Annotated in this window: 13 protein-coding genes; 4 read left to right on the plus strand and 9 right to left on the minus strand. The window is 48.9% G+C overall.

The features are described from left to right. Positions 1-356: 356 nt before the first annotated feature. Positions 357-1,658: an alpha-L-fucosidase gene (locus B5F78_RS04815; protein WP_087406170.1), complete on the plus strand. Its 1,302-nt coding sequence runs from the start codon at positions 357-359 to the stop codon at positions 1,656-1,658. A 7-nt stretch (positions 1,659-1,665) separates the two neighbouring features. Here the strand turns inward: B5F78_RS04815 and B5F78_RS04820 are convergent, their stop codons facing one another. Further along, positions 1,666-2,346: a phosphatase PAP2 family protein gene (locus B5F78_RS04820; protein WP_204502458.1), complete on the minus strand. Its 681-nt coding sequence runs from the start codon at positions 2,344-2,346 to the stop codon at positions 1,666-1,668. A gap of 5 nt (positions 2,347-2,351) precedes the next feature. Beyond that, positions 2,352-3,839: an RNA polymerase factor sigma-54 gene (gene rpoN / locus B5F78_RS04825; protein WP_087212661.1), complete on the minus strand. Its 1,488-nt coding sequence runs from the start codon at positions 3,837-3,839 to the stop codon at positions 2,352-2,354. Between the two features lie 345 nt (positions 3,840-4,184). Between rpoN and B5F78_RS04830 the strand changes: the two genes are divergently transcribed. Both B5F78_RS04830 and B5F78_RS04835 read left to right on the plus strand, forming a co-directional pair. Further along, entirely contained in the window at positions 4,185-6,782 is a 2,598-nt protein-coding gene (locus B5F78_RS04830) for a transglutaminase domain-containing protein (RefSeq protein WP_087406171.1), read from the plus strand. A 378-nt stretch (positions 6,783-7,160) separates the two neighbouring features. Further along, positions 7,161-7,682, plus strand: coding sequence for a DUF6125 family protein (locus B5F78_RS04835; RefSeq protein WP_087406172.1), 522 nt, complete (start codon positions 7,161-7,163; stop codon positions 7,680-7,682). Here the strand turns inward: B5F78_RS04835 and B5F78_RS04840 are convergent. The 6 genes from B5F78_RS04840 to B5F78_RS04870 all read right to left on the minus strand — a co-directional run bounded on the left by B5F78_RS04840 (position 7,679) and on the right by B5F78_RS04870 (position 14,940). After that, the gene (locus B5F78_RS04840; protein ID WP_087406173.1) at positions 7,679-8,440 is read right to left on the minus strand and encodes a copper homeostasis protein CutC; all 762 of its coding nucleotides are present in this window, start codon (positions 8,438-8,440) and stop codon (positions 7,679-7,681) included. The genes B5F78_RS04835 and B5F78_RS04840 overlap by 4 nt on opposite strands. A gap of 64 nt (positions 8,441-8,504) precedes the next feature. Further along, a complete protein-coding gene (locus B5F78_RS04845) occupies positions 8,505-10,169 on the minus strand; it encodes a nucleoside kinase (protein ID WP_087406174.1) in 1,665 nt (554 codons plus the stop codon). Positions 10,170-10,801: 632 nt separating this feature from the next. Continuing rightward, a complete protein-coding gene (locus B5F78_RS04855; RefSeq protein ID WP_087406175.1) occupies positions 10,802-11,269 on the minus strand; it encodes a nucleoside deaminase in 468 nt (155 codons plus the stop codon). Positions 11,270-11,478: 209 nt separating this feature from the next. After that, the gene (gene groL / locus B5F78_RS04860) at positions 11,479-13,110 is read right to left on the minus strand and encodes a chaperonin GroEL (protein WP_087208725.1); all 1,632 of its coding nucleotides are present in this window, start codon (positions 13,108-13,110) and stop codon (positions 11,479-11,481) included. Positions 13,111-13,143: 33 nt separating this feature from the next. Beyond that, positions 13,144-13,416, minus strand: a complete 273-nt coding sequence (locus B5F78_RS04865; protein WP_022039847.1) for a co-chaperone GroES — start codon at positions 13,414-13,416, stop codon at positions 13,144-13,146. A gap of 186 nt (positions 13,417-13,602) precedes the next feature. Beyond that, the gene (locus B5F78_RS04870; protein ID WP_087406176.1) at positions 13,603-14,940 is read right to left on the minus strand and encodes a cytidylate kinase family protein; all 1,338 of its coding nucleotides are present in this window, start codon (positions 14,938-14,940) and stop codon (positions 13,603-13,605) included. A 434-nt stretch (positions 14,941-15,374) separates the two neighbouring features. Between B5F78_RS04870 and B5F78_RS04875 the strand changes: the two genes are divergently transcribed. Beyond that, entirely contained in the window at positions 15,375-16,601 is a 1,227-nt protein-coding gene (locus B5F78_RS04875; protein WP_087406177.1) for a DNA recombination protein RmuC, read from the plus strand. A gap of 205 nt (positions 16,602-16,806) precedes the next feature. Here B5F78_RS04875 and hisS read toward each other — a convergent pair whose 3' ends face one another. Then, on the minus strand, positions 16,807-18,165 hold the full coding sequence (gene hisS / locus B5F78_RS04880; protein WP_022039844.1) for a histidine--tRNA ligase: 1,359 nt from the start codon (positions 18,163-18,165) through the stop codon (positions 16,807-16,809). Between the last annotated feature and the right edge of the window lie 120 nt (positions 18,166-18,285).

The raw sequence follows: 18,285 nt of genomic DNA on the forward strand, positions 1-18,285 counted from the left end.
GCTCCTGTTCTTCGTCAGATAGCCCGCTATCTTCCTCATCACAGAAGCGAAAATGCCTCAAAAACTCATCCCAAATCATCGCACGATAAATTCAAAACAGCTTCTAATTTTTTCCGTGATTTTCTTCTGATTGCTATTTTATCGCGTTAATCTGTTGTTTCGTTCGATTTTTTCAGCGATATTTTTTATTTTTGTCCATTGCTATTCCACTCGTTACTTTATTGACGTTTATCAGTTGTTTTGTTACAACAAAACTGATTTCGTATATACCTGGTAGCCGTTGGATTATCGGATAAATACTTTGCAGGTAACTGCAAGCGTACAAGATGGATTTGACAATATCAAATGAAATTATTATGAGGATAAGACTTTTATTGCTTTTATTGATGTGCGGTTTGATGTTTTCCGTTAAGGCTCAAACTTATCAGCCTACCGCAGAGAATTTGAAAGCCCGCCAAGAGTTCCGTGACAAGAAATTCGGTATATTCCTGCATTGGGGATTGTATGCCATGCTGGCAACAGGTGAGTGGACCATGACTAACAAGAACCTGAACTATAAGGAGTACGCTAAGCTGGCTGGGGGATTTTTTCCTTCGAAGTTTGATGCAGCCAGGTGGGTGAGTGCCATTAAAGCATCGGGGGCGAAGTATATTACTTTTACGACACGTCATCACGAAGGTTTTTCGATGTTTGATACGCAATATTCGGATTATAACATTGTGGATGCCACACCGTTCAAGCGTGATGTGCTGAAGGAGCTTGCCGATGAATGTCGTAAGCAGGGCATCGGTTTACATCTTTATTATTCGCATATCGACTGGTACCGTGAAGATGCGGTATGGGGACGTACGGGACGTGGAACGGGGCGTCCTAACCCAAAAGGGAACTGGAGGAGCTATTATACTTTCATGAACAACCAGCTGACTGAGTTGCTGACCCATTACGGCCCTATCGGTGCTATTTGGTTCGACGGTGTATGGGATCAGGATCAGAATCCCGGCTTTGATTGGGAATTGGATGAGCAATATGCTTTGATTCATCGATTGCAACCTTCCTGCCTGGTGGCTAACAATCATCACCTCATACCCTTTCCGGGAGAAGATATTCAAATCTTCGAACGCGACCTTCCGGGAGAAAATAAAGCCGGGCTTTCGGGACAAGACATTAGTTCTTTGCCTCTGGAAACCTGCCAGACGATGAACGGTATGTGGGGGTATAAGATTACAGACCAAAACTATAAGTCGGCTAAAGACTTGATTCAATACTTGGTGGGTGCAGCCGTGAAAGATGCTAACTTATTATTGAATATTGGTCCGCAGCCCGATGGAGAATTGCCCGAAGTGGCGTTGCAACGTCTGGCGGAGATAGGTGAGTGGATGAAAGTTTACAGTGAGACCATTTATGGCACACGTGGCGGATGTGTCGGTCCGCATCCTTGGGGAGGCACCACCCAAAAAGGCAATAAGCTTTATGTACACATCCTTAACCTGCAAGACAAGGCTTTGTTTCTTCCGCTTACCGGCAAGAAAGTAAAGAAAGCTTTTTATTTCGTAAACGGAACACCCGTGAAATACGAGAAGAACCGTGTAGGTTACACGCTTTTGCTTGATAAAATACCGACGGATATTGATACGGTGATAGCATTGGAACTGGAGTGAGCCGGATTCAGATAAACAATATTCCGATAATCCCACAGAACAGTCCGATGAGGAAGCCTCCGCCCACTTCATTCAAGGTGTGCTGACGGACGATGATGCGTGCCGAGCCTAGCATGCCGGTGAGCAGGATGAAGATGCAGAGCCACCACGTAGGATTGAACTGGAATATAAAACTGTATGAAAGCAATCCGCCTATCATCATGCCGCCGCTTGCCATGTGGGTGCTGATTTTCCATTTAAGATTGATAAGCGCACAGATGACCATACAGAGCAAGGTTGCCACAATGATGCCGCCCATATAGCGGGGAAGATGATAACGGTACATCGTGACAAGGCATCCTACATAGCTCAGGATGGTAAGGATATAGGGTACATAGCGCCGTTCGCGTTTGCCTAGTTCATGAAGAGACCATCCGTTGATTTTCTGCATCAGATATATGCTCAGCATCGGCAAGAGGATGGTGAAACAATACACTATGGCAAGCACGATAAGTTTGTATTGGAGTGGCAATATGCGCAGGTAAGTGAAGAGAAAGAGCAGGACAAAGGCTACGAAAGGGACCATAAAGGGGGTGAATACAGCCGACAGGATACGGGCTGCCGTTATCCACGGGTCTTTTTCTTCTCTAGGACTCCGTTGTACGGGGTCGTGATAAGTCAGTTGGTCGGGGATGTTTGTATCTTCCATTGTTTTTATCTTCTTAGTCGTGCTACAGGGATGTTCAGTTGCTGCCGGTATTTGGCTACAGTGCGCCGTGCGATGGGGTAGCCTTTGTCTTTCAGTATATTGGCAAGTTCGTCATCAGTATAGGGTGCGTTCTTGTCTTCATGGTCTACACATTCTTTCAGTATACGCTTGATTTCGCGGATAGAAAGTTCTTCGCCGTTTTCGGTAGTATATCCGTCGCTGAAGAAAAATTTGAGCGGATAGATACCGAAGTTGGTCTGCACATATTTACTGTTGCTCACGCGTGAGATGGTAGATATATCCAGATGGGTACGTTCTGCCACGTCTTTCAGTATCATCGGGCGGAGGAGCGATTCGTCTCCTTCCTGGAAGAAGGGGCGTTGCAGGTCGATAATTGCCTGCATGGTACTCATCAGGGTTTGTTGGCGTTGTTTTACGGCATTGATGAAGTTTTGTGCTGCGTCTACTTTTTGTTTCAAGAACAGGAGGGCATCTTTCGATTCCTTGCTTTGGTTCGCTTTGTTGCGCGTATGCTCGTCCAGCATGTCGGTGAATTCGCGGCTCAGCCGGAGTTCAGGTACGTTGTGGTTGTTGAGGCTGAGGCTGATGGTGCCGTCGTCTTCGGTTTCAACGATGAAGTCGGGAATGATTTGTTGCAGGTTTTTCCCGATGGCTTCTCCCATTGAGCTTCCAGGACGCGGATTGAGTTTTACCAGTTCTGCTACAGCATCGTTGTATTGTTTTTCAGTGATGTTCAGTCTTTGTAAGATTCTGTCTTTGTTTTTTTTGGTGAAGTCATCGCAACATTTGTCGATAATGTTGTATTCGATTTGTTTCAAGGGTGAGTCTTCTTTCCGTCTGATTTGCAGGAGCAGGCATTCTTGCAGGTTTCTTGCTCCGATTCCGGCGGGGTCGAAGTCCTGGATGACAGACAAGACGTGTTCTACTTCTTCGGGTGTGGTGCTGATGCCTTGGTAGATGGCAAGTTCGTCGATGATGGAGTCAATGCTTTTCCGCAAAAGCCCGTCATCGTCGAGTGAACCGATAAGGTATTCTCCCAATTGCTTTTCTTCGGGTGTCAGGGCTTGCATGTCAAGCTGTTCTTTCAGGGTTTCATAAAAAGAGACGTTGTCCGAGAAGGGTATGTCTTCGGGAGTATCGTTTTTTGAGCGGTTGTTCTCTTGTAGTTTGTAGTCGGGGATGTCATCTTCGGTACGATAGTCACCCAATGAGAGATCTTCTCCATAATCGGTGTTGGGCTCGCCGTCCTGGTCGGTGGTGGCATAGTCTTCCCCCTCATCGCCGTGCAGGTCATCTCCAGAAGGCTCCTTGCCTTCTTCCAGTGCCGGATTGTCCAGAAGTTCCGCGTGGACGCGCTCTTCCAGTTCTACCGTAGGGAGTTCCAGTAATTTGACCGCTAAAATCTGTTGGGGCGACAAGGTTTGTACTTGTTGCTGTGTCTGTGTCTGTACTTGACTTGAATGTATTGCCATAAGCCGGATTTGATTAACTTTCGCAAAGGTAGGAAATAAATTTGAGAATGAATCGTTTTTTCTTTATCTTTGTTCAGTCATGCCAGATTTGCAATCCGGAGCCATTTGTTGATGATGCGGATTGCAAATCCAGTGTGACGGGGAAACATCTATGTAGGGGCGTATCGCATACGCCCGTATGCGTCCACTAATCTGCGTAGATGTATTCAGGGCGTATGCGATACGCCCCTACAAGATTGGTCACGCACTGCGTGGCGAATTGGGAAGGGTAAGTAAAGCAAGGGCAGGCAACCCCTGCCCCTACAGGTTGTTTTTGTGAAATGAGGAATATAAAAAGCAAGACTTATGAGAAAATTAGTTTGTGTCGGTATGCTATGTGCATTATTGTCTGCATGTACATCTCCGTTCGAGAAGCAAGTGAAGGCGGATTTCGAAGAGAAAAAGGCTTTGTTCTCACAAGGGGATTTCTTCGGTGTGTTCGATGATGAAGGATTGACATCCGATGAGCGGGATGCCCTGATGTTTTTGTATGCCTATATGCCGGTAGGAGATGTGACCGATTATTCCGGTGAGTTTTATTTGGAGAACGTCCGAAGCTCGTTCGCCACACGCGAGGAGACGGCCTGGGGACAATCGATTCCGGATGAGGTGTTCCGGCACTTCGTTCTTCCGGTGCGGGTGAATAATGAGGCGCTCGACCGTTCCCGTATGGTGTTTCATGATGAATTGATGCCACGCCTGGAGGGCTTGTCTATGTATGATGCCGTACTCGAAGTAAACCATTGGTGCCACGAGAAGGCGAATTACCAGCCTTCGGACGCGCGTACCAGTTCGCCCCTTGCCACGGTGCGGACGGCTTACGGACGTTGTGGAGAGGAGTCTACTTTCCTTGTGGCTGCGCTCCGCTCGGTGGGCATTCCGGCACGGCAGGTCTATACGCCCCGCTGGGCACATACCGACGACAATCATGCGTGGGTAGAGGCTTGGGTAGACGGGAAATGGTATTTCCTGGGAGCGTGCGAGCCTGAGCCGGTGCTTAATTTGGGCTGGTTCAACGAGCCGGCAAGCCGCGGCATGCTGATGCATACCAAGGTGTTCGGCTATTACGAGGGACCGGAAGAGGTGATGCGCACCACCGCCAATTATACCGAAATAAATGTGATAGGAAACTATGCGCAGAACGCACCGGTAACAGTACTCGTAACGGATATCGACGGGAAGCCCGTCGGAGATGCTTGCGTGCGCTTTGGCATCTATAACTATGCGGAGTTTTATCCGGTTTCATCCCAGAAGACAGGTGCGGACGGACGGGCAAGCCTTTCCGCCGGACTGGGAGATATGGTGGTGCTGGCGGTGAAAGGCCGTGCGTTCGGAATACAGAAAGTGTCTTTCGGAAAAGACAAGGAAGTAAAACTCCGGCTCGAACATCAGGTAGGCGACACGCTTTCGTTCTCGCTTGACATCGTTCCTCCCGCAGGTGACCCGACACTTCCGGAAGTCACGCCGGAGCAACGCGCTGAGAACGATATCCGTTTCAACCGGGAAGACTCCATCCGCCATGCGTATATCGCTTCCTTCCCCAGTGCGGACGCGATTCGTGCCTTTGCCTCGGAAACGGGATATGAAGCAGAAGCGGTTGCACCCTATATCGTGGCTTCGCGCGGAAACGCTTCGGAGATAGAGGCTTTCTTGAAAGAAGCGGCAGGACGGGAGATGCGGAGTCGTGCGCTGGATTTGCTGGGCACACTTGCCGAGAAAGACTTGCGCGATGCGGAGGCAAGCGTGCTGGACGACCATCTGTATCATACGGATTCGCTGGCGGATGTGGCTACGGTCTTGGCTCCGCGCATCGGATACGAAATGCTGACTCCTTACCGTTCGTTCTTCCAGCGTGAGATACCCGAAACGGATGCCGCCCGTTTCCGCGAGAAACCTTTGGAACTGGTGGAATGGTGCAAGGATAGCCTGACGCTCCGGGATGACTTGTGCACGGTGGGTACGGTGATTTCTCCCGAAGGGGTATGGAAAAGCCGTATGGCAGACCGGACTTCGCGGAACACGTTCTTTGTAGCGGTGGCACGTTCGCTCGGCATTCCCGCATGGATAGACCGTGTGACGGGATATGTATTATATAAGGAGAACGATAAGGACGTAGCGGTAGATTTCGAAAGCGGACGTTCGGAACAAGTGGCGGAAGGCACGCTGAAGCTGGACTATACGCCGATACCCCGTCTGGGTGACCCGTCGTATGCACGCCATTTCTCCTTGTCCCGTTTCGATGGAGAAGGGTTTGCCTTGCAGGTTTATCCCGATTTCGAGCCTTGGAGCAAGTTGTTCAAAGAACCGGTCCCGGTTCCGGCAGGCTATTACATGCTGGTGTCCGGCACCCGTCTGGCTAAGGGAGGCGTGCTGGCGCAAGTGTCTTTCTTTGGCGTGGAGCAGGATAAGGAAACCGATGCAGGACTGGTGATGCGTGAGAGTGAGGAGGCGGTCAGTGTGATAGGCAGCTTCAATTCGGAATCCAAGTTCCAGACTCCGGAAGGCGGGGAGACTTCGGTTTTGCTCACCACGGGCAGGGGCTATTTCATTGTGGGCATTTTAGGCGTGGGTGATGAGCCTACCAACCATGCCTTGAAGGACATCGCCGCCAAAGCCTCGGAACTGGAGAAATGGGGACGGAAGATTGTGTTGCTTTTCCCCTCACGTGCCGCATACGAGAAATATCAGTCGGCTCCGATAGAAGGCTTGCCTTCGACCGTAGTTTTCGGTATTGATGCTGACGGAAGCATAGAGGCCGCTATCCGGCAGGAGATGAAGCTTCAGGCTGGCACCCGTCTTCCGGTTTTCATCGTAGCCGATACGTTCAACCGTGTGGTATTCGAGTCGCATGGCTATACCATCGGCATGGGCGACCAGTTATTGCATACGGTTCATGGGTTGTAAAAGATTGGTTTTCACCACAGATTAATCAATTTACGATTTGATAATTTACTATTTATACGAATCAGGAGTTAAACGTAGTTAAGTTGCACAGGAGTTATCACTTCATTCAGAAGTTAAAGTCCAATAGCCCTGTCTCTCTGAAAACAGTGCAAGGGGTATTGGCATCTAACTCCCAGCCCGCCCAGCGGAAGATAACTTCCTATAACTCCCTTTTAACTCCTGATTGGCATTATTTACTATTTTGATATATTCTGCAATTAGCCAATGTAGGGGTGGGGTTCGCCCGCTCGTATGCGTCCACGTGGATGTTTTCGGGCAGGCAAACCCTGCCCCTACAAGTTAATTGGCAAGATGCGGGATTCATTAAAAAGAAGCATAATGAAAAACGAATTTTTGCTTTCACTATCCAAAGAAGAGTTGATACGGTTGATAGAAGATTATTCGAAAAACTGGCTGGCGATGGACGGCGTGTGGTTTCAGTCGGTAGAGCGGATGCGTGGGATGGACGAGGCGATGCATCACGATGCCGAGGCTTGGCGGAGGTTTACCGTGATTGAAGCCAAGCGCATCAAGGCGTTCTTGGGCTTGCCCGAACGGCCCGGCTTAGAAGGACTTGCCCGTGCCTTGCAATGCCGTTTTTATGCGAATCTGAACGAGGCGGATATCATCATGGATGCCGAAAGGAAAACATTGGTGTACCGTACCCGTGAATGCCGGGTGCAACGGGCACGCGAACGGAAAGGAATGCCTTTCCATCCTTGCAAGCCAGTAGGCGAGATAGAGTATGCAGGTTTCGCCCGTACCATTGACGAGCGCATCTCGTGCGAGTGCATTTCATGCTTTCCCGACGTGACAGACCCTGCATGTTGTTGCGCTTGGCGTTTCAGGCTGAATGATTAGTCATACGGTGTTCCGCATAATGCTTCAATTGTAGCCCGTACCCGTCGGGATGTAGTGACATCGCGGGTATATTCGTCTGCATCTTTGCTTCCCATTGTGACTCCTGGATTGGTGAAAAGCATACGGCTCTTCACTTGCTCGCGGGCAGAGAAATGGAATTCCCGGATGCTGGTGTCTTGTGCCAGCTTTCGGATATTTGTTTCGTTCACGCCACATCCGGCAAGAAGGATGATGCGCTCTTTGGCATATACTTGCAGGTCTTTGAGAAGAGGGGCACCTTGAGGGGCGGTAGGTTGCTGGCCCGAAGTAAGGATGCGTGTCACTCCCAATGATACCAGTTCATCAAGTGCCCGGTAAGGATTCTGGCAATGATCGAAGGCACGATGGAAGGTGACAGGGGTGTCTCCGCTGGCTTCCATCAGTTTTTGCATCAGTGCCAGGTCGATGTTGCCTTCCGGTGTGAGACATCCGAACACCAGTCCGTCGGCACCAGCCTTACGTGCCGTGCGGATATCTTCCAGCATTGTTTCTGCTTCGATGGGAGAATACAGGAAATCGCCTCCCCTTGGGCGGATGATGACATGCAGACGGATGTCGAGCATCCGGCGTGCGGTCTTGATTTCACCATACGAAGGGGTAGTCCCTCCTTCGGGGATGCCGGCGCACAGTTCTACGCGCTGGGCTCCTCCTTCTTGTGCGGCAAGACAGCTTTCTACCGAATTGGCGCACACTTCGAATATGTATTTTCTTTCGTTCATCGTTTTAAAGTATGTGTAAAATTAATATTCTCACCACAGTGGGCACGGTGGCACACTGCGGGAATTAATATCTGAAGCTGCTTCCACCCAAGAATTCGCGAAGGAGCGAGGTGGGTGGTAACTGATTATCGGGGATAGACGTAAAATAGCCCAGAAAACGAAGCAGGCGGTTGGCTTCCGAATACGCCGGACAATTGTTCGGTACTTTGCGTAAGAGGGGTTCGGCATAGTCTTTCAGCACGGCAAGCTCGAACAGAAGGGCGGAGTTGAACATTGCATCGGCATATTCCTGGTAAGGGAAAATCCACTTTTCTTCTCCTGCACGTACGCTTTCCCACCGGTTGATGGTATCCTCGGCACTGCTTCCCCGGTATTTCGAGTCGCGGATGATGCGGCGCAGGAGCCGGTTGTCTGTCGTTGGGATATAGTTATGATTATCCAGTTGGATAGTGGTCAGTGCCGATACATAGATTTTGAATTTGTTCGCTTCCGGAATGTGGCGTGTCAGTTCGGGATTGAGTGCGTGTATGCCTTCCAGTATCAGAATCATGTTGTCATTGATACGGAGTTTCCTGCCACTCATTTCCCGTTTTCCTGTCACGAAGTTGAAGCGTGGAAGTTCAATTTCTTTACCGGCTATCAGATCTTGTAATTGCGATTCGAAAAAAGGCAGGTCGAGGGCATAGAATGATTCGAAATCGTGCTTCCCGTTTTCGTCCAACGGGGTATCGTCGCGGTTCACGAAATAATCGTCCAGCGAGATAGGGTAAGGGCGCATGCCGTTGGTGATGAGCTGTACGCTCAGGCGCTTGCTGAAGGTGGTTTTTCCCGATGAGGACGGTCCCGAAATCAGGACCAGTTTGACACGTTCCCCGTTCTGGTCACGGTGGGTGATTTCATCGGCGATGCGGACGATTTTCTTTTCCTGAAGTGCTTCGGATACATTGACCAGCTCGGTGGCAAGCCCTTTCTGGCACGCGATATTGAAATCGCCTACGGTGGCGATGCCTAAGATCTCGTTCCAGCGATGGTATTCTTGGAATACTTCCAGCATTTTTTCTTGCTTTACCACTTCTTCCAGCCGGGTAGGGTCTTTCCGGTTAGGGATGCGCAGGAGTAGTCCGTCATAGTATTTTACGATGTCGAACAAACGGATGTATCCGGTGCTGGGGACGAGGCTTCCGTAATAGCAATCCGTCGTGTTTCCCAGCCGATAGTAAAATGTGTATAACTGGTCATAGCTGCGGAGGAGTTTTGCCTTGTCCATCATCCCGTGCTGGAGGAACATTTCGGCCGCTTGTCTGGTGTGGCACTCGATGCGCTGGAAAGGGATGTCTGCTGCAATGATTTCCTGCATTTTCTGCTTGATGCGAATCACATCGTCTAGTCCGATGGAACGGTCCAGATGCAAATCGCAATAATAACCTCTTGATACAGGATGCTCCAGCGAGATGCTTCCTTGAGGATAGAGTTTTTCTACCGCCTTGACCAGAATGAAACACAACGAGCGGAAGTAAGTGCGCATTCCTGAAGGATTTGTGATGTCGAGGAACTCGACATCCTTATTATAGTATACTCTGAAGTTCAGGTCTTCTACTTTATTGTTTACCTTGGCGCTTACCACGCCATAAGGCATATCCAGTCCGAAACCGTTATAGATGTCGAGCAAACTGCTCCCTTCGGGAAAACTTTGGGTGGAATTGTTGTTTTTGCAATAGATGTCTACCATAAAGGTGTATATTTGTTGTTTTCGAGGGTTAAGTTACGAATTAATCCCGACATTCATTGGCTTTTAAATCTTTTTTTATTTGATGGTATAGTTTCCAAGAAAAATCAACGTCTTTTGATTTATATCAAGAATTTGCGAGAAGAATGCGAAAAACTGCTTTTAAATATAATAACATATGTCGTAAACCTGTATTTTTGTGTCGTAAAACATAAAAACAGGATAACTAGTATGCTTAAAAGGATGAAAAAAATTCTTGTAACAGGTCTTCTGGAAATGAAGAACAACAATGTGCGTATCTGGGAAGACATGACACGTTGACAGAAGATTAGGATTTTTTTGAATGTAGTAAAAAGTAAATGAAAATGGAATGAATAATGGAGGTTGCAGGGCGTAGAGCTTTGCAACCTTTTTTGTTAATGTGCTAATGAATAATGATTAATGTGCTAATGAATAATGTGCTAATGAATAATGTGCTAATGTGAGAATACATTATCACATTGCCACATTATCACATTGCCACATTGTCACATTGCCACATTATCGCATTGTTACATTAGCACATTGCCACATTAGCACATTGCCACATTAGCACATTGCCACATTAGCACATTGCCACATTAGCACATTAATCATTAGTACGCTGTTTTGTCCGTTTTATTTTCCCAGTCGGTGAAAGCTTTGAGGGCTTCTTCGGGCAAGAGGCGTTCCGCTTGCAGGCGGCGGTCTTCAGGATTCAGTTCCAGTTCTTTGTAGATGAATGCGTCATCGAATCCGATACGGGCGGCATCGTGTTTGTCGTTTCCGTAATACATGCGGTCCAGATGCGCCCAATAGATGGCTCCCAGACACATGGGGCAAGGTTCGCACGAGGTGTAGATTTCGCATCCGCTCAGGTCGAATGTCCCCAGTTTCCGGCAAGCGGCACGGATGGCGCTTACTTCGGCATGGGCGGTAGGGTCGTGGTCGGAGGTTACTCGGTTGGTACCTGTGGCGATGATTTCCCCGTTGCGTGCGATGACGGCTCCAAAGGGGCCTCCTCCTTCGGCTACATTGCGTACCGACAGTTCTATAGCTTTGCGCATCAATTCTTCTTTCGTCATAAGCTTTCAGGTTTAAGTTTCGTGTCCCTAAAAGTACGAAGAAAACCGCAGATTAACGCAGATTTTCACGGATTATTTTATTTTTACAGAGTCTTTCTTGCAATATTATCTGCGAAAATCTGCGTTAATCTGCGGTTCAGTGAAAAACACAAAAAAAGCGGAGGCACTTTTACGTACCCCCGCTTTCTTTTTATCGGGTAAGAGATATATTACATCATGCCACCCATGCCTCCCATTCCGGGTGCCGGCATTTCGGGCTTGTCTTCTTTCTTATCTACGATGACACATTCTGTAGTCAGGAACATACCGGCGATAGAAGCCGCATTTTCCAATGCTACACGGGTTACCTTGGCAGGGTCTACCACGCCTGCGGCATGCAGGTTTTCGTAAACGTCTGTGCGTGCATTGTAGCCGAAGTCACCTTTGCCTTCACGTACTTTCTGAACAACTACTGCACCTTCCTTGCCGGCGTTGGCAACAATCTGGCGCAACGGTTCTTCGATGGCACGTTTGATGATTTCGATACCGGTGGTTTCATCGGCATTGTCACCCTTCAAGCCTTCCAGTGCATCGATGGCACGGATGTAGGTTACGCCACCGCCCGGAACGATACCTTCTTCGATAGCCGCACGTGTCGCGCACAAAGCATCGTCTACACGGTCTTTCTTTTCCTTCATTTCCACTTCGCTGGCTGCACCTACGTAAAGCACGGCTACACCGCCCGACAATTTGGCAAGACGTTCCTGAAGTTTTTCCTTGTCATAGTCGGAAGTAGAGTTCTTGATTTCAGCCTTGATTTGGTTGATACGGTCCAAAATGTTGTCTTTGTCACCGGCACCGTTCACGATGGTTGTGTTTTCTTTCGTGATGGTAACTTTTTCGCAGCTACCCAGCATGTCGATAGTGGCTTGTTCCAGTTTCAAACCCTTTTCTTCGCTGATGACAACACCACCCGTCAGGATAGCGATATCTTCCAGCATGGCTTTACGACGGTCGCCGAAGCCCGGAGCCTTAACGGCACAAATCTTCAACTGGCCACGCAAGCGGTTGACAACCAATGTGGTCAAGGCTTCGCTATCTACATCTTCTGCGATAACCAGCAAAGGACGTCCGCTCTGTACGGCAGGTTCGAGGATAGGCAGGAAGTCTTTCAGGTTGCTGATTTTCTTATCGTAAATCAGGATGTACGGACGTTCCATTACGCATTCCATCTTTTCTGTATCCGTTACGAAGTAAGGAGACAGATATCCACGGTCGAACTGCATACCTTCTACAACGCCGATGGTGGTGTCGGTACCTTTGGCTTCTTCGATGGTGATGACACCGTCTTTCGAAACCTTACGCATAGCGTCGGCAATCAGTTTACCGATAACCGGGTCGTTGTTGGCAGATACAGTAGCTACTTGTTCTATCTTGTCATAGTTGTCGCCTACGGTTTCAGCCTGAGCCTTGATGCATTCAACGACTTTCGCTACGGCTTTGTCGATACCACGCTTCAAGTCCATCGGGTTGGCACCGGCGGTTACGTTCTTCAGTCCTACGCCTACGATAGCCTGAGCCAGTACGGTTGCAGTAGTTGTACCGTCGCCTGCATCGTCGCCGGTTTTCGAAGCTACAGATTTCACCAACTGTGCGCCGGTGTTCTGGAAAGCGTCTGCCAGTTCGATTTCTTTTGCTACGGTTACACCGTCTTTCGTGATTTGCGGAGCACCGAATTTCTTTTCGATGATGACGTTACGTCCTTTCGGACCCAGTGTCACTTTTACGGCATTTGCCAGTTCGTCCACGCCTTTCTTCAACTGGTCGCGGGCATCAATATTGAAAAGTATTTCTTTTGCCATGATTCTTCGTTTTTAATTGTTCATTATTCATTATTAATTGAGTACGGCGAGCACATCGCTTTGACGCATAATCAGGTATTTTACACCGTCGTGTTCGATTTCTGTGCCCGAATATTTGCCATATAATACTTGGTCGCCTGCTTTCAGGACCATTTCTTCGTCTTTTGTGCCATTGCCTACGGCTACAACTTCACCTTGCAACGGTTTTTCTTTTGCTGTATCGGGGATGATGATGCCACCGATTGTCTTTTCTTCTGCAGGTGCCGGAAGAATTAGCACTCTGTCTGCTAATGGTTTAATGTTCATAATGTTTATATTTTTATACGTTATTCATTAAATTCTATCGGGCTTGTCCATGCAAGCCACCTTTCTCTCTACCAAAACCGTGCCAAAGTGTTTTTCTGACATTCTGTCAGCATGATGTCTGCCACATAGCTGCGTGGACAGATGCATATAGGTACATCGGGCGGCGCACTTATATGCCTTGCCGGTTCAGGCTATCTGCCTTGCGGCACGCAGAATCATGTCTACGGCTCCATCGATTCCGGTCCGCTCGGTGTTGATAATCAGGTCGTAGCCATTGATGTCGGTCCATTGCTTGCCGGTGTAGTGCCAATAGTGGTTGGCACGTCCGGTGTTGACCTGTTCGATTTTTCTGGCGGCATCTGTTGCCGAAAGGTGGAGTTTGTCGGCAAGCTGCTTGACCGCAAAGTCCCGTCCCGACATGATGAAGACACGGAGCACGTGCGGGTCATCGCGCAAAATCCAGTTTCCTAACCTGCCGATGATGACGCAAGGGCTTTTGTGCGCCAACCCGCGGATAGTCCGGCTCTGGCTGACGTAGATGGCGTCTTCTTTCGAGGGGTTCATGGATGCCGGTATGCCGCTGTCGGCAAATATCATTTCCCACAGGCGGGAGGTGGAAAGGGTTTGCTCGTTCTGTGCCACGAAGTCGGCGGAATATCCCATCTGTTGTGCCGTCTGGTCGATGAGCTGGCGGTTGTAGCAGGGGCATCCCAGACGGCGTGCCACTTCCGCACCGATGGCATCGCCTCCGCTCCCGTACATGCGCGCGATGGTGATGACGTGGTTGCCTCTCCACTTGTCGCTGGTTTGTGGGGCAGCTTTCCGGCGCTCGCCTTTGGGGATGAAAATCAGGTCTAACCACTGGAGGTGAGGCGAGAATACCCGTACCATGATTCCGACGTAGAACATGGATACCAACGTGCCTACGCCCACCATCTTCCAGCTCCAGTGCCCGAAATAGACGAACATGAAAACGGTGCCGATGCATACTAAGCAGGTGTCGGAACAGATTTTCACCTTGCCGAAATCTTTTCTGAGAAAACGGGAGATGGCAAGCGGAAGCCCTTCGCCGGCAAGCATCAACGAGTCGCAGCGCACCTCGCAGGCGATGCCGAATGCCAATATGGCACCTCCGGCGAGCAGTTCGATGAAACGCAACGGGTAACCTGCCACCGGATTGAGCTCGAAAGGCACCTGTAGCGGCGCGGTGAGCCACATGGTGAGGTCGGTGTAGAAACCGAAAAGGAAAGAAACCAAAATCTGGGTGTACTGGCGTTTCTCGAAATCCTTGCGCAAGAGCAGCATCTGAATCAAGATGAAGAACACATGCATGCAGATGGTGAGCTGGCCCATCGTCATCTTCATCCCCGGTATCAGCGAGAGGATATAGGGTGGGGCGGATATAGGTGATGACCCGAGATTGGCGCGGATAGACAACGAGGTGCCCAAGGCGATGACAAAAAGAATAATGACAAAACTGGCATAGCGGCGCATCCACTCTGCCTTGCTCCTTTTTAATTCCATTGTTCTGAACTTTTAAAAATCAGTGCGAAAGTACACAAAAATCAGCGTTGTTGGCTTAAGTCCCGGCAGCGCTTTAAACTTATTTAAACTCCTTACGGTTATCATCCTTACAATTCCAGCAGAAATGACAATGCCGTCAATTGTATCACCGGCTTTTGAAAATTCAATGTAGCATTTGTCATTTGTAAGTTTTGTAAGGGGGCGTTACAATTGTTACAATTACAGTTATTTTAAAACGGTTTTATTCGTACAGGATAAAAGTGGCTATAAAATTTATATTATATATATTATATATAATATAGTATATAAATAGATAATTCTTTCTTTTTCATTCCGGATGACTCGAAAACGATTTTCGATTAACTGTAATTGTAACAATTGTAACGATTGTAATGAAATTGTTATCTTTGTTCTCCGTAAAAAAACTTGTTTGTATGGAAATACTATATTTGATTATCGGGCTTGTCGTGGGATGCGTGGCAGGCTGGCTGCTTGCATCGCGGAAAGGTGCGACACTGGAAGTACAGCTGAAGATGCAGGAAATGCACGCTCACGAATTGATAGAAGCCGAACGCCGCCGTTCCGAAGAAAGGCTGGCAGAGCAGAAGCGCGAGATGGAAGACCTGCACAAACGCTCGGCACTGGAGTTTGAAACCTTAGCCGACAAGATACTCCGCCAGCGCGCTGAGGCATTCAACCGCCAGAGCGCAGAAAGCTTGGGAGCCTTGCTGAAGCCTTTGGGTGACAATCTGAAGGAGTTCAGGCATAGGGTGGAAGAGGTTTATGACAAAGAATCGAAACAACGTTTCTCGCTGGAAGACCGCATCAAGGAGCTGGTGCAGCTGAACAAGCAAATCAGCGATGATGCCAACAACCTGACCCGTGCACTGAAAGGAGACTCGAAGATGCAGGGTAATTGGGGGGAAATGGTGTTGGAAACCATTCTGGAAAACTCAGGACTGCGTGAGGGCGAGGAATATTTCCGCCAAGAGTTCTTGAAAGATGAGAAGGGGAATCCTGTACGCAACGAAGAAGGGCAGCGGCTCCAGCCTGATGTGCTGGTGATGTATCCCGATAACCGCCGCGTAATCATCGACTCGAAGGTGTCGCTCACCGCTTACGCCGCTTATGTGGTAAGCGAAGACCGCGAGGAGCAGGAGCGTCTGCTCAAGGCGCACCTGACATCGGTACGTGCCCACATCGACGAGCTGAGCCGTAAGGATTATTCGCGCTACGACATCGCCTCGCTGGATTTCGTGATGATGTTCATCCCCAACGAGCCTGCCTATGTGCTTGCCCTGCAGGCGGACCCTGACCTGTGGAACTATGCCTACCGCAAGAAGGTGGTGCTGATGAGTCCTACCAACTTGATAGCTGCGCTCCGGTTGGCACTCGACCTGTGGAAGCGGGAATATCAGGAGAAGAACATTCAGGAAATTGTGCGTCGTGGCACTGCACTTTATGAGAAGCTGGTAGGGTTTACCGAGACTTTCGAACGGATAGGGGATACGCTGAAAGCGGCTTCTTCGGCATACGACACGGCATTGGGACAACTTTCGGAAGGAAAAGGCAACGTCATCCGCCAGGCGGAGATGCTGAAAGAGTTGGGGATTACACCGAAAAAGCAATTGAAAGTTTCAAGCGATGAGGTAACGAGATGACTGGGCTACAAGGCTTTAAATAGTCGTGCTGGCATCAACCGGATGGTGTGTGAAATGAATGTCCGCATTTAGCCGGCAAGGAGTTAAAGGGAGTTGGAAGCCAATACTTTTGTGCTATTGGCATTTAACTCCTTCTGACTCCTTTTATCTACTGGTATTTTCTAAAACCTTGTCAACTCGTCAACTTGTTACCTTGTCAACTTTATCAGAAAGAGGCAATCAACTCGTCCGGAGTGATCAAAGCCTGCTCTCCGGTCGCCATATTCTTAAGTGTCACTTTGCCTTCCTGCATTTCGTTTTCACCCACGATGGCTACGAAAGGGACCGCTTTGGCATTGGCGTAGCTCATCTGTTTCTTCATCTTGGCACTGTCGGGATAAATCTCGGCAGAGATGCCTGCCGCACGCACTTTCGCGAGAATCGGAAGTACATAAGCAGTTTCTGCTTCACCGAAATTAACGAACAACACTTGTGTGCCAGCCGATGCATCTTTCGGATACAGGTCGAGCTGGTTCAGAACGTCATAAATACGGTCGGCACCGAATGAGATGCCTACGCCCGATACACCTTCCATGCCGAATACACCTGTCAAGTTGTCATATCGTCCGCCTCCGCTGATGCTTCCTATCTGTACGTCAAGGGCTTTCACTTCGAAGATGGCACCCGTGTAATAGTTCAGGCCGCGTGCCAGAGTGAGGTCAAGTTCCACTTCCGAACGGATATTCAGTCCGGCAAGTGTCTTCAGGATAAACTCGCTTTCTTCGATGCCTTTCATTCCTGTCTGGCTGGCGGCGAGCACCTGTTTCAGGGTGTCGAGCTTTTCTTCGTTTGTTCCGCTCAGCTGGATAATGGGCTGAAGCTTGTCGATAGCTTCTTGTGGGATACCTTTTGAGGCAAGTTCGGCATTGACATTGTCTAGTCCGATTTTGTCCAGCTTGTCGATGGCTACGGTGATGTCTACTATCTTGTCCGCTTCGCCGATGATTTCGGCTATACCGCTCAGGATTTTGCGGTTGTTTATCTTGATGGCGACACGGATACCGAATTGGGTGAATACGGTATCAATCATCTGCACCAGTTCTACCTCGTTCAGGAGTGAGTTGCTTCCCACTACATCGGCGTCACATTGGTAAAATTCCCGGTAACGTCCCTTCTGCGGTCGGTCGGCACGCCATACGGGCTGAATTTGGAAGCGTTTGAAAGGGAATGTCAGTTCTTCGCGGTGCATTACCACGTAGCGGGCAAAAGGAACGGTAAGGTCATAGCGTAAGCCTTTTTCGCAAAATTTGCTTGCCAACTTGGCCGCGTTGCGTGAGAGCAGCTCCTCATCGGTAAGTCCCGAAAAGTAGTCTCCCGAGTTTTGTATCTTGAAGAGCAGTTTGTCTCCTTCTTCGCCATATTTGCCCATCAGCGTAGAAAGGTTTTCCATAGAGGGGGTTTCTATCTGTTGGAACCCATAGAGGTGGAATACCTTGCGGATGGTATCGAATATATAATTACGTTTCGCCATTTCCACGGGCGAAAAGTCTCTGGTTCCTTTCGGAATGCCTGGTTTTGTTGCCATAATAAATCGGTTTTAAAAGTTTGTGGTCGCAAAATTACGGAAAAAACCTTTATCATTTACCATTTACTGATTACCATTTTGTAGCCATAAGCAGCCGTAATTTGTAAAAGGCAAAATAGG

Source organism: Bacteroides sp. An279, assembly GCF_002159615.1.
GTDB lineage: Bacteria > Bacteroidota > Bacteroidia > Bacteroidales > Bacteroidaceae > Phocaeicola > Phocaeicola intestinalis.